The following is a 12,856-nucleotide window of genomic DNA, read 5'->3' on the forward strand; positions in this document are numbered from 1 at the left end:
GAACTACCCAGTAATTAAACTGCTTTAGGATCTAATGGTACACTTGGGCTCATGGTACTTGACATAAAAATACTTTTCATGTAAACCCCTTTTGCTGCAGCTGGCTTCAACTTGTTCAAAGTCTCTAAAAGCTCTTTAGCATTACCTGCTATCTTATCAGCAGAAAATGAGGATTTACCAATTGCTGCATGTACGATTCCGGTTTTGTCAACTTTGAAATCTATTTTACCAGCCTTAACATCAGATACTGCTTTAGCAACATCCATGGTAACTGTACCTGTTTTTGGATTGGGCATCAAACCTCTAGGTCCTAATACTCTACCTAATGGCCCTAATTTACCCATAACGCTTGGCATGGTAACAATTACATCAACATCAGTCCAACCGCCTTTTATTTTATCCAAATATTCATCTAACCCTACATAGTCAGCACCTGCTTCTTTAGCTTCACTTTCTTTGTCTGGTGTCACCAACGCTAAAACTTTTACATCTTTACCCGTTCCGTGTGGCAGTGTCACTACTCCACGAACCATTTGATTGGCCTTTCTTGGATCTACGCCCAAACGAACCGCCAAATCAATAGATGCATCAAATTTTACATTGGTTATTTCTTTCACTAAAGCAGAAGCCTCATCCACAGAATACAACTTGTTTCTGTCAATTTTAGCTTGTGCTTCTTTTTGCTTTTTAGTCAATCTTGCCATTTGAAATTGCTTTTAGATTTTAAAAAGGTCTTTTTCCAGCAACCTTTAATCCCATTGATCTAGCAGTACCTGCAACCATACTCATTGCTGATTCTACTGTAAAAGCATTCAAATCGATCATTTTATCTTCGGCGATTTGCTTTACTTGATCCCAGGAAACAGATCCATTCTTTACTCTGTTAGGTTCACCCGATCCTTTTTTAATCTTTGCTGCTTCCAACAATTGAACTGCCGCCGGAGGTGTTTTTACAACAAACTCGAAAGATTTGTCTTTGTATACCGTGATAACAACAGGCAATACTTTGCCTTGTTTGTCCTGCGTACGAGCATTAAATTGCTTACAGAACTCCATGATGTTAACACCGGCAGCACCTAAGGCGGGTCCAACCGGTGGCGACGGATTCGCAGCACCTCCCCTAACTTGTAATTTAACTACCTTATCTACTTCTTTTGCCATTGTTTTTGTTTAAAATGAAAATGTGTTAATTGGAAGCAACACAATTTCTATATATGTAACAGCTCTTACTATACTTTTTCTACTTGCATATAACTTAACTCTAATGGTGTTTTTCTTCCGAAAATCTTAACCATCACTTCAAGCTTACGCTTTTCTTCATTGATTTTTTCAACAGTTCCATTAAATCCGTTGAAAGGACCATCAATAACCTTTATGGTTTCCCCTATTACAAAAGGAATAGAGATATTATCTGTATTTACAGCAAGTTCATCGACCTTGCCTAGCATCCTATTCACTTCTGCCTTCCGCAATGGTACTGGATCACCACCTTTAACCTCACCTAAAAAACCAATAACATTAGTAATTGAACGAATTATGTGCACCATCTCACCGCCTAAATTGGCTTTTATCATGATATAACCCGGAAAATAGGTTCGCTCTTTATTGATTTTTTTACCGTTTCTGATTTGAACCACCTTCTCAGTTGGCACAAGAACATCTTCTAAATAATCAGCAAAGCCATGTCTTTCGACCTCGCTTTGAATATAACCTTTGATTTTATTCTCTTGGCCACTTACAGCTCTAACAACATACCATTTCTTCTCTAATACCTCAGACATCAGCTTATCCTATTAAATTATCAAAGTATAACTGAATCAATTTACTAAAGACTGAATCAACACCCCATGTCGCCAATGCAAACAAAATTGAGAATACAGCAACAATGACCATAAGGTTGGATGCTCGCTCCCTGCTCAACCAGGTCACGTTGTTTTTTAATTCTTCCCAAGATTCTTTAACGTATGTCAACATAAAACTAAATTTTACTCTTGCACGGGCGGAGAGGCTCGAACTCCCGACACCTGGTTTTGGAGACCAGTGCTCTACCAACTGAGCTACGCCCGTAAATATGGCGTTACACTACCCCAATCTCAGGGATGAGCTACACCCGTTTCTATTTACACCGAAAGGTATTCCGCAAAGCGGAACACCCTTTTAGCGTAAACTATGATTATAAATGCAATTAATCTGTAATCTCAGTAACCTGACCAGCACCTACAGTTCTACCACCTTCACGGATAGCGAAACGAAGACCTACACTTAATGCGATTGGCTGAATCAACTCAACATCGATAGTTAAGTTATCACCTGGCATTACCATCTCAACACCACTTGGCAAACCAATGTTACCAGTGACGTCTGTAGTTCTTACATAGAACTGTGGACGATAGTTATTATGGAATGGTGTGTGACGACCACCTTCTTCTTTTTTCAAGACATAAACCTCAGCTTTGAATTTAGCATGAGGCTTAACTGAACCTGGCTTACAAATAACCATACCTCTTTTGATATCAGTCTTCTCAATACCTCTTAAAAGGATACCTACGTTATCACCAGCTTCACCTCGATCCAAAATCTTACGGAACATCTCTACACCAGTAACGGTAGAAGTCAATTTCTCTGCACCCATACCAATAATATCAACAGCATCACCAGTATTCGCAACACCAGTTTCAATACGACCGGTTGCAACAGTACCACGACCAGTAATCGTGAATACATCTTCAACTGGCATCAAGAAATCTTTATCAACATCTCTTTTAGGAAGCTCGATCCACTCGTCAACAGCTGCCATTAATTCCATTACAGTGTCAACCCATTTTTGCTCACCATTCAATGCTCCTAGAGCAGAACCAGCAATTACAGGTCCATTATCACCATCATATTCGTAGAAAGAAAGTAATTCTCTGATTTCCATCTCAACAAGCTCTAAAAGCTCTTCATCATCCACCATGTCAACCTTATTCATGAAAACAACCATTCTAGGAATACCAACTTGGCGACCTAAAAGAATGTGCTCACGAGTTTGTGGCATAGGACCATCAGTAGCAGCAACAACAAGTATAGCACCGTCCATTTGAGCAGCACCAGTTACCATGTTTTTAACATAATCAGCGTGACCAGGACAGTCAACATGAGCGTAGTGACGGTTAGCCGTCGCATACTCAACGTGAGATGTGTTAATTGTAATACCTCTTTCTTTTTCTTCAGGAGCATTATCAATTGAGTCAAAGCTTCTAAGCTCAGACAAACCTGCATTAGCTAATACTGTTGTAATAGCTGCAGTCAATGTAGTTTTACCGTGATCCACGTGTCCAATGGTACCAATATTTAAGTGCGGTTTGGAACGATCGAAAGTTTCCTTTGCCATTTTAAATGATTTTAATCTTAGTTTATATTAGTGTACAAATCGTTTTGAGCCAATGACGAGATTTGAACTCGTGACCTCTTCCTTACCAAGGAAACGCTCTACCCCTGAGCTACACCGGCGTAAAGTGTTGAACCAACTACTTTAACATAGTTCTCCCATAATATGGAAGAGATTTTCGTTTTCACGAAAATGACTTTAGAGCGGGAGACCGGGTTCGAACCGGCGACATTCAGCTTGGAAGGCTGACGCTCTACCAACTGAGCTACTCCCGCAATTTTTATTAAATTCAATATTTCAAAACTCAAATTCTAAATAATTCATTTAAAAAATGAATTATGCCTTTACAACACAAATGCTCCACTTCATTCTGTGGGGAGAGCAGGATTCGAACCTGCGAAGACATAGTCAGCAGATTTACAGTCTGCCCTCGTTGGCCGCTTGAGTATCTCCCCTTTACTTGATTTTCAGTGCTTTAGAGCCGATGGAGGGACTCGAACCCACGACCTGCTGATTACAAATCAGCTGCTCTAGCCAGCTGAGCTACATCGGCGTTTCACCTACTTTTTAGCACAAAAAAAGCCCGTCATTTCTAACGGACTGCAAATGTATATATTTATTTTTTTAATCAAAACAAATTGTGAAAAATTTTAATCAGACATGTGCCCTCATTTTTTCTTTCTTTTTTACCAATTGACGCTCTAAAGAACTGCAAGCAGAATCAACAGCAGCTTCAAATGATTTACATTGTTTTTTTACTATAAACTGATCTCTAGGCACGTGCACCTTAATCTCTACAATTTTATTTTCTTTTTCACTGGTATTTTCAACCTTTAGATATACGTCTGAACTAATTACTTTGTCGTAGAACGTTTCTAATTTATCCATTCGGTTTTGAATAAAACCGATAAGTTTTCCATCAGCAACAAAATTTACAGATTGTGCATTTACCTTCATATGCTAAGTTTTTTGGTTTGCTCTAAGCAAACGGGTTAAACAATACAAAGAATTCTATTCTTTGTTTCTAGGGTGGGCAGTTAGATGTACTTTCTTCAGTTCGGCAATATTGTTATGCGTGTATACTTGTGTGGATGCCAAACTTGAGTGACCCAATAACTCTTTCACAGCATTTAAATCAGCCCCTTTATTCAATAAGTGAGTCGCAAAGGTATGCCTAAGTATATGCGGACTCTTTTTTATCTTAGGGGAAACCATACTAAAGTACTTATTTATAACCCTATAAACAAGTGTTTCGTATATTTTATAACCTGTTTTTGTCAAAAAAAGAAATGGTTGATTTTCATTCAAACTTATGCTCGACCTATACCATAAGTAACTAGTAAAAAGTTCGGACAATGATGGTAAGATTGGAATAATACGCTCTTTATTTCGCTTACCCAATACTTTCAAAGTAGTTTTCGTTCCATTAAAATCATCGACTTTTAAATTGATAAGTTCTGCCCTTCTCATACCTGTTGCATACAACAACTCAATAATCAATTTATCACGTATCCCCTCAAAATCATTTTCAAACGGAATTTGCATAAGCACTTTTTCCATTTCTAATTCAGAAAAAGGAATTTCCAGTTTCTTTTGTGTTTTAAGTGCTTTATGTTTTAGAAGAGGGCTCTTGGATAATTGACCTATTTTTTGGAGAAACTTATAATAACCCTTTAAAGAAGCAATCTTTCTATTTATTGTTCGATTAGAAATTCCTTTATCCACCAAGTCAACAATCCAACTTCTGATTAAAGTATAATCAACATTATCAATCATCATAGTATCGTAGTTGGAAGAGCAAAACGAAGTGAATTCTAAAATATCTTTTTGGTAGGCATTGACTGTATGATGCGAATAATTTTTTTCTATGGACAAATAAGAAGTAAAAGCTTCTAAAGACATATTGTAAAGTTACAAAGTTCTTAAGTATAAGATTACCGTGATTTTTTAAAGAGCTTGGAATTTAAAACAAAAAAAATCCTGTCCATAAATGAACAGGATTAATATTTTATTATGAATCTTCGGACCTTAAATTTCCTCTTGATCCCTAAGGCCCTGAATATACTGTGCCTTTTGAATTTCTGCTCTGCGTTGAACCGAAGGTTTTGTAAACTGTTGACGCTTGCGTAATTGACGCATTGTGCCGGTCTTATCAAACTTTCTTTTAAAACGCTTCAAAGCCCTATCGATATTTTCTCCTTCTTTTACTGGTATTATTAACATTGGCTACAACCTCCTTTCTTTATGATTATATCCGATATGAATCGGGCTGCAAATATACAAATGAATCCTTTTCAAAAAAGACTTATTTGAATTTATTTTATTTTCTATTGATTGGGTGACTTATATTCTTTCTTGTCAATAATAATCTTGGCCACAATTTCTTTTAAAATTTCGGAGGTTCCACCACCAATAGGTCCTAATCGACTATCACGCAGCAAACGTGCCATTGGATAATCTTCGACATAACCATAACCCCCAAGAAATTGTAAACAATTATAAATGACTGCATCTGCCATTTCAGTTGATTTCAATTTTGATATTGTGGCTTCTTTAACGGCGTATTCCCCTTTATCAAGTTTGTTTACAACACCATAGTTATAGTGTTTACAAAGGTCCATATCAGCATATAAATCAACCAAACGGTGTCGTAAAGCCTGAAATTGATTGATTGACTTACCAAATGCTTCTCTTTCTGACATATATTGCAGCGCATAGTCTAATGCATATTCTGCTCTAGCGTGAGCATTAATGGCCATAACCAAACGCTCAAGGGCAAAGGCTTCCATAATAAATGTAAAGCCAGTACCTTCGCCGCCCATTAGGTTTTCAGTTGGCACTTTGACATTATCAAACGCTAACTCAGCAGTATCAGACGCTCTCCACCCTAATTTATTCAATTTATTTGCAGTTATTCCATCACTATTCAAGTCTACAATAAAAAGGCTAATTCCTTTATTACCAGCTTTTGGGTCTGTTTTCGCAGCAAGAATGACGTAATCACCATAAACTCCATTAGTAATAAAGGTTTTTGAACCATTGATGATATAGCAATTTTCTTGTTTGATAGCAGTAGTTCGCATACTTGCAACGTCACTTCCTCCAAAAGGTTCTGTGACTCCTAAACATCCTATTTTATCTCCATTTACACTGGGAATTAAGTATGCTCTCTTTTGTGATGGGTTGGCATTTTTATTTAAATGGGTCATTGCTAAATAAACATGGGCCCATATGGCCGCTGCAAAACCGCCAGAATTTATCTTCTGTAATTCTTCTAATAAAATAACGGTATAAAAAAGGTCTAGTCCAAGTCCTTCTTCAGATTCCGGCGTCGCTAACCCAAAATACCCCATAGCAGCAAGTTTTTTCCAAATGAAACGTTCAATGGTACCAGTATTTTCCCATTTATCAATATGGGGTACAACTTCTTTTTGCAAAAAATCTTTAAGGCTATCTCTAAAAAGTTGATGTTCTTGGGTGAAGTACACGCTATTCATAACAATTTTTTAAAGAGACAAATATAGGGTTATTCTATCTAGTTTTTCTTTAGGAAATCCATCGATTTCCAGTAATTGATCAAAGGAATTGATACGCCCATTAAACTCCCTCTGTTCCACTATTCTGTTTGCAACTTTATATGGAATGTAAACTAGTTTTGCTATTTCTGCTGTAGATGCAGTATTGATATTAATTTTAGTAATTATAGGTTGATTTAAAATTTGAAATCGCTTTAGTACTCTATCAGCCACTTCTTTTTCAAGACCATAAACGTCATATAGCTGCTCATTGATTATAAACCCTCCAAGTCTATCCCTGAATTTTATTATACGGGCAGAAAGTTTATCACCTATGCCATAAATAGTCTTAAGTTCTTGAGCTGTTAACGAGTTTAAATCTTTTATAACCTTCTGAGTAGATGGAACAATTTTATTTGGAAAGGTATTGGTTTTGTTCGCTACAGACGGTTTACTTTTGTCAATCCATTCTGGAAATTTGAAGTACGGAGATATAACGTTCAATAGCGAATCAGAAACCTTGGTGGCTTCTTGAAATTGCTTTGCAGAATTCACATAACTTTCTGTTTTTCGAAAAGTATGCAATCTGTCTATTTCTGCAGGCGACATGCCTAAAGTATAACCTTTGTAATCTGTTATAAAGTTTGGGTTAAAAGGATAGATTTTAAAGCCAGAATCTTTTGAGACAACTATTTTAAGGCTGTCTATCTTAGCTTGCTCAGCTTCATTTAAAATTACCTTGGTATTTTTATTAGAAAAAGGTTGTGATTTTACAAAAAAATAAATTCCTTGAAAAAGAATAATAAGAAGTAATAAAAAGAGAATCCCACTTCGTTCTTGTTTATTGAACTTGAAGTGGGATTTCATATAATATCAAAATTTAGTTAGCCGCCTTTATGGCATCCAAATACCTTTTTAGTTGCTTTTTAACTTCTGGAAACAAAAAGTAAAGCCCTATCATATTTGGGAATACCATGGCAAAAATCATTGCATCCGAAAATGCCCAAATAGAATCCATACTCGCTGCCGCTCCAATAATCACAAATACGCAGAATAAAAATTTATACGTCAAGTCCATAGCCTTACCTCTACCAAACAAGAATTTCCAAGATTGTAATCCATAATATGACCAGGAAATCATAGTTGAAACTGCAAATAATACTACTGCTATAGTTAAGAATATCTTAGAATAAGGAATGTATTCGGCAAACGCTTTCGATGTTATACCGGCACCTTCAAATGCTTCTCCGCCAATAAATACTACTCCCGAACCATCACCTCCATATTCAAAGAAACCTCCAAAATTGAAAATTACAATAACCAAAGCCGTCATAGTACAAATAACCACAGTATCAATAAAAGGTTCTAATAAAGCAACCAATCCTTCGGAAGCTGAATACTTTGTTTTGACCGCAGAGTGTGCAATTGAGGCTGAACCAGCGCCAGCTTCATTTGAAAATGCAGCTCTTCTAAACCCTACCAATAACACACCTATTACACCACCAACCCCCATAGCTGTAGGATTAAAAGCTTCAGAGACAATTAGACCAATGGCGTCATCAATAAGTGAAAAATTGCTGAAAATTATATATAAACAACATAAAATATAAATCAAAGCCATGAATGGAACTACTTTTTCAGTAACAGAAGCAATTCTTTTTATTCCACCTATTATAATAACCCCTACAACAATAGCCAAAACAACTCCAACAATAGCGCCAGCAGCAGTACTATTCCAACCAAATAATTCTTTTATTACAATTGTAGCTTGGTTCGACTGTGCGGCATTACCACCTCCAAAAGAACCCCCAATACAAAAAATAGCAAACAAAGCTGCTGCAATTTTGCCCAAAGTTTTAAATCCTCTTGATTTTAGCCCCTTACTAATGTAATACATAGGTCCACCATATACGGTTCCGTCTTCCCCTACATCACGATATTGAACACCTAGGGTACATTCAACAAATTTTGTGGACATCCCTATCAAACCGCATACAATCATCCAAAACGTTGCTCCCGGACCACCCAATGCAATCGCCAGAGCGACACCTGCAATATTTCCATTACCAACGGTACCAGAAACTGCGGTAGCTAAGGCCTGAAAATGGCTTACCTCCCCTTCTTCGCTTTCATCACGTATAGTATCCGGTAAATCACCATCTACAATATTTACCTCCGCTTTTTCAACCCCATGACCTTCTGCACCTTCTAGATCATCATACTTTCCTCGGACTACATTAATAGCAGTCCAAAAATATCTGATGTTAGGAAAACCGAAATAAAGCGTAAAAAACAATGCACTCCCTACCAACAAAATAAGTACAAAGGGAGTCCCAGCAATTTCAAAAAATATAACACTTTCAAAAAACGAAGATACTGGTTGAAAGGCTTGGTCAATCTTTTGGTCAAGTCCCAATTCTTCAGTTTCCTGAGCGGAAGATAGCAATGGAAACAGCATAGTGAGAATTGCAAGAAGTTTATACTTCATAATTATGTTATTTGGTTACGTTAATTTGATGTAAAGCTGACAATATCCTAAAAAAATTCAATGGAATCAAATTTATTAATTGTTAAACTAGTCCAACTGAAACATCTGGTTCAACTTATCAATCTGCTCTGGCCTACCCAAAACAATAACTTTCCCTTTAGATTCTAACTCAAGGTCAGCCTCAGGGTTTATGATATAACGTCCATTTGGGGTTATATACCCAATAATGGTACAACCTGTCTTTCGTCTAAGGTCTAAATCTCTTATGGAATTACAGTTCAATTGACCTTGAAAGTCTTCAATTTCAACTTCCTCTAAATTCGTGGTATGCTCTCCTTCTACCGATAATTTATCCATAAAGGTCACTAAATCTGGCATAACAACTAATGAAGCCATGTGATCACCGCCTATTTTATCTGGCATAATGACTTTATTGGCTCCAGCAAATTCTAATTTTTTTACGGATGTTACTTGTGATGCTCTACTAATAACGAATAGGTTTTCGTTCAGCTGTCGGGCCGAGAGCACGACAAAAAGATTGACAGCATCATCAGGTAAAGCTGCTACTAAATATTGTGCCCTTTTAATTCCTGCTTCTAACAAAACCTCATCCTCATTTACATCTCCCTCAACAAAAAGCACCTCATCCTCATGTGATTCAATCAATTCTTTATCCTTTTCAATAACCACAAATGGTTTATTATAGGCTTTTAATTTTTCTGCTGCCTGTTTACCATTTCTCCCATATCCACAAACCACTACATGGTTTGATAAGCTTTTAATTTTATTTTTCACTTTCTTTTTCTTTAGAAGCTGCAGTGAATTTCTACTTAAGATATATTCTGATATGACCGAAATGGCAAAACCGAAAATAAAAACACTACTTACAATTAAAAATACGGTAAAAATTTGTGCATTTGCATCCAATGGACGCACTTCTGCAAAACCTACCGTCGTTATGGTTATAATCGTCATATAAACCGATTCGACCCATGAGAAATCGGCTATTAGACGATATCCCAAAACACCAACAAAAAATACCAAGAGCATTAAAGTTAATGCAATTGCAATTTTTGAACGAAATAGTTTATACATAACTATAAATCAAATACAGAAGTTCGTTTGGTATACACCAAATCTTTTATTTTCAACCAAAAAGCAATAAAAAGATATAACGCAAATCCGAAACCAAGAGTAGCAAACGTGAGGTAAATAAAAGTAGTTCTTACTACTCTTGCACGAATACCCAAACGCTCCGCTATTCTTCTACAAACCTCAAACCCTCTTTTTTGAAAATAATATAAGATGTCGTAAATCCAGCGCATGTTCAAAATTAGCTAATTCGATTTAAAAGACTTGCACCTACTGCACATTTCAAACATTGGTTCTTACTGCAGTATTCGTTATACAATTGAATCTTTGACTGACTTTGAAGTGCATTCTTTGTTTTCTTGCCTACTTTATCGAAATTGTTAATAATAGTATTCTTCTCAGGTTTCAAAACTGTAATCAAACTAACCAATTCATCATTAACATCTTTTCCATGTTTTTTGGCATAGCAAAATTTTAAGGGGATTATGGTATTTATAAGTAGTAGATCAATAAAGTCTTTTGATAAAGATTTTGAGCTGGAGCTCGATTCTTTTCCGAATGTGAAATGGTTATGCCAATACGAACTTGCTGATATCTTAAAAAAAGTCTGAATCTTTACTAAAGTATCAGCGTTCATTAGATCCCTAAACAAATTTTGCTGTGAACCATATAAATTTGCAATTTGAGATAGCCGAATTGTAGGAAAATTGTGCGGTCGCAATCTAAAAAATTCAGGTTTTTGAATTTGGGTGCCTGAAAGTTTAAACTTCTTGCTCTGAAAATCAAATTCCCTTTTAAGCTCAGAAAAATAATTATCGGTTATCTCTTCTTTATCGAACAATCCACCCATTCCAAACAAAACACTTTCAAGAGCTCTCACATCATTTTGAAGCTTACGGACTACTGAAAAATCTAAAGCCTTTGCAATTGATAAAAATGAATCTCCATTTACTTTTAATCCGAAATTCTTGAGCAACAAGGTAAATAACACCTTTTCCCAATCATTTTTTGAATCTTTAAGTAAATCAAAAATAAGCTTAGACTTTTGCTCTAATCTTTCAAAATACAGTCGTTGGAGCAAGTTGTCAAGAATAAAATCATCAACGTCTGCAAAATCATTTTCGCAGTTAACAAATTTGTGATTGCTATTTTTAAATAGCTTTTGATAAGAATCTAAAAGATTAGGAGTGACAACGTTTTTAAGTTCTAAAGTTGGTATTTCAGTCTTATCTTTTCTGAAAACCAAAACGTCATCTTCCCAGACCACATGAAGAATAACGTTATCATAGTTACTATCGGTTTCATGACCATGGGCATACCAATCAGAAGCTTTAATGTGCATTTCTACATTGCCTGCCCATAGTTGCCCTTCAACTTCAACTTTGGCGTTGAAAAAATCAGGACCTGAACCATGGTTATGTATTCCATAATTCCAAATTACCAGAGGTTCGCCTTTTGTCGTTTTAAGCTGTTTGGGTTGAACTTTATGGGTGTTCCATATAAAATGAAGTAAATCTTCACGCATTTGACTAAAATAGGAAAATTGATCACCAATTACCTGCGTAACTTAAATCATCATTTGAAACTTGGCTTAAATAAGCTCTCTTAATCTTATTGATTTGACGAATATGAAGGTAATCATGAGCCAACCAATTCTCTAAAAATGTTCTAGCAGAGAGCTCTCCTAAATCAGGATGCAAAATCTTATTGTTCCAAGAAGCATTTTTTAGACCTTTTAACCATGCGATAGAATTACTTCGTTCTTCTAAAAATTGTCGCGTAACCTTTTGAAAGTCTTTATTTAAATAATCATGCTCTAAAGGCCATGTTTTTGGACTAATAGGTTTTAGCAGGGCATTAGGTGCCTCCAAAGCATGTCTTACTCTTGCTCTAAAATCATAAACTTCCTCGTCTCGCAAATGGCAAGTGACCTCAAGCAAACACCATGAATCAGGTGACGGTCTAAACAAATGAGTTTCTTTTGTTACAGCAACTAAAAGAGTCTCAAATACTTTTTTATGTTGCTCCAATTCGGCTATGATGAAATCAGAAAACATTAAGGTTCAACCACCTCACCTTCCCAATTCATAAAACCACTTTCTAAATTATAGGCATTTTCTATACCAATACTGTTTAAAATAGCACAGGCTTGTCCGCTACGATTTCCAGAACGGCAATAGACGTAATAGTTTTTAGAAGTATCTAATTTCTGAATCTCATCCATAAAGCCCTGTCCTAAATAGATATCAATATTAGCTGAATTAGCTATATAGCCCTCTTCTACTTCTTCGGGTGTTCTAACATCTAGAACAAAAGCATTATCATCATTCTTTAATTGTTCCGCCCACTCTTCTTGAGTCAAATCCATCTTTTTTATCAAATTAAGTTTTT

The 12,856-nt window shown here is 36.1% G+C and carries 16 protein-coding genes and 5 tRNA genes; all 21 read right to left on the reverse strand.

Annotated elements, in window-relative coordinates; translation table 11 throughout:
* Nucleotides 1–14 precede the first annotated feature (14 nt).
* Complete coding sequence (rplA, locus tag RM706_RS15010) at nt 15–704, reverse strand: 50S ribosomal protein L1 (protein WP_311353033.1); 690 nt, start codon at nt 702–704, stop codon at nt 15–17.
* A 19-nt stretch (nt 705–723) separates the two neighbouring features.
* Nucleotides 724–1,161 (reverse strand): 50S ribosomal protein L11, encoded by a 438-nt coding sequence (gene rplK / locus RM706_RS15015; protein WP_311353034.1) that lies wholly within the window; start codon nt 1,159–1,161, stop codon nt 724–726.
* A 68-nt stretch (nt 1,162–1,229) separates the two neighbouring features.
* Complete coding sequence (nusG, locus tag RM706_RS15020) at nt 1,230–1,781, reverse strand: transcription termination/antitermination protein NusG (RefSeq protein WP_311353036.1); 552 nt, start codon at nt 1,779–1,781, stop codon at nt 1,230–1,232.
* A 4-nt stretch (nt 1,782–1,785) separates the two neighbouring features.
* On the reverse strand, nt 1,786–1,974 hold the full coding sequence (gene secE / locus RM706_RS15025; protein ID WP_311353038.1) for a preprotein translocase subunit SecE: 189 nt from the start codon (nt 1,972–1,974) through the stop codon (nt 1,786–1,788).
* Between the two features lie 20 nt (nt 1,975–1,994).
* A tRNA-Trp gene (locus tag RM706_RS15030) sits at nt 1,995–2,067 on the reverse strand.
* A 118-nt stretch (nt 2,068–2,185) separates the two neighbouring features.
* Nucleotides 2,186–3,373, reverse strand: coding sequence for an elongation factor Tu (tuf, locus tag RM706_RS15035; protein ID WP_311353040.1), 1,188 nt, complete (start codon nt 3,371–3,373; stop codon nt 2,186–2,188).
* A 47-nt stretch (nt 3,374–3,420) separates the two neighbouring features.
* A tRNA-Thr gene (locus RM706_RS15040) sits at nt 3,421–3,492 on the reverse strand.
* A gap of 80 nt (nt 3,493–3,572) precedes the next feature.
* Nucleotides 3,573–3,645 (reverse strand) — tRNA-Gly (locus tag RM706_RS15045).
* 98 nt (nt 3,646–3,743) lie between these two features.
* Nucleotides 3,744–3,825 (reverse strand) — tRNA-Tyr (locus tag RM706_RS15050).
* 24 nt (nt 3,826–3,849) lie between these two features.
* Nucleotides 3,850–3,923, reverse strand: a tRNA-Thr gene (locus tag RM706_RS15055).
* A 101-nt stretch (nt 3,924–4,024) separates the two neighbouring features.
* Nucleotides 4,025–4,327: a ribosome hibernation-promoting factor, HPF/YfiA family gene (gene hpf / locus RM706_RS15060; RefSeq protein ID WP_311353042.1), complete on the reverse strand. Its 303-nt coding sequence runs from the start codon at nt 4,325–4,327 to the stop codon at nt 4,025–4,027.
* Nucleotides 4,328–4,381: 54 nt separating this feature from the next.
* Nucleotides 4,382–5,272, reverse strand: a complete 891-nt coding sequence (locus RM706_RS15065) for a tyrosine-type recombinase/integrase (RefSeq protein ID WP_311353044.1) — start codon at nt 5,270–5,272, stop codon at nt 4,382–4,384.
* 126 nt (nt 5,273–5,398) lie between these two features.
* Entirely contained in the window at nt 5,399–5,593 is a 195-nt protein-coding gene (gene rpsU, locus RM706_RS15070) for a 30S ribosomal protein S21 (RefSeq protein WP_311353046.1), read from the reverse strand.
* A 104-nt stretch (nt 5,594–5,697) separates the two neighbouring features.
* A complete protein-coding gene (locus RM706_RS15075) occupies nt 5,698–6,867 on the reverse strand; it encodes an acyl-CoA dehydrogenase family protein (protein WP_311353048.1) in 1,170 nt (389 codons plus the stop codon).
* A 9-nt stretch (nt 6,868–6,876) separates the two neighbouring features.
* Nucleotides 6,877–7,752, reverse strand: a complete 876-nt coding sequence (locus tag RM706_RS15080; protein ID WP_311353050.1) for a ComEA family DNA-binding protein — start codon at nt 7,750–7,752, stop codon at nt 6,877–6,879.
* 13 nt (nt 7,753–7,765) lie between these two features.
* Nucleotides 7,766–9,373 carry an alanine/glycine:cation symporter family protein gene (locus RM706_RS15085; protein WP_311353052.1) on the reverse strand — a complete coding sequence of 536 codons (1,608 nt, stop codon included), beginning with the start codon at nt 9,371–9,373 and terminating at the stop codon, nt 7,766–7,768.
* 87 nt (nt 9,374–9,460) lie between these two features.
* Nucleotides 9,461–10,468 carry a potassium channel family protein gene (locus RM706_RS15090; protein WP_311353054.1) on the reverse strand — a complete coding sequence of 336 codons (1,008 nt, stop codon included), beginning with the start codon at nt 10,466–10,468 and terminating at the stop codon, nt 9,461–9,463.
* A 2-nt stretch (nt 10,469–10,470) separates the two neighbouring features.
* Complete coding sequence (locus RM706_RS15095; protein ID WP_311353056.1) at nt 10,471–10,698, reverse strand: PspC domain-containing protein; 228 nt, start codon at nt 10,696–10,698, stop codon at nt 10,471–10,473.
* An 8-nt stretch (nt 10,699–10,706) separates the two neighbouring features.
* Nucleotides 10,707–11,990 carry a DUF2851 family protein gene (locus RM706_RS15100; RefSeq protein ID WP_311353058.1) on the reverse strand — a complete coding sequence of 428 codons (1,284 nt, stop codon included), beginning with the start codon at nt 11,988–11,990 and terminating at the stop codon, nt 10,707–10,709.
* Between the two features lie 22 nt (nt 11,991–12,012).
* Nucleotides 12,013–12,522, reverse strand: a complete 510-nt coding sequence (locus RM706_RS15105; protein WP_311353060.1) for a DinB family protein — start codon at nt 12,520–12,522, stop codon at nt 12,013–12,015.
* Nucleotides 12,522–12,833 carry a rhodanese-like domain-containing protein gene (locus RM706_RS15110; protein ID WP_311353063.1) on the reverse strand — a complete coding sequence of 104 codons (312 nt, stop codon included), beginning with the start codon at nt 12,831–12,833 and terminating at the stop codon, nt 12,522–12,524. The genes RM706_RS15105 and RM706_RS15110 overlap by 1 nt, the downstream gene beginning before the upstream one ends.
* Nucleotides 12,834–12,856 lie beyond the last annotated feature (23 nt).

It is taken from the genome of Croceitalea rosinachiae (genome assembly GCF_031846445.1).
Lineage (GTDB): Bacteria > Bacteroidota > Bacteroidia > Flavobacteriales > Flavobacteriaceae > Croceitalea > Croceitalea rosinachiae.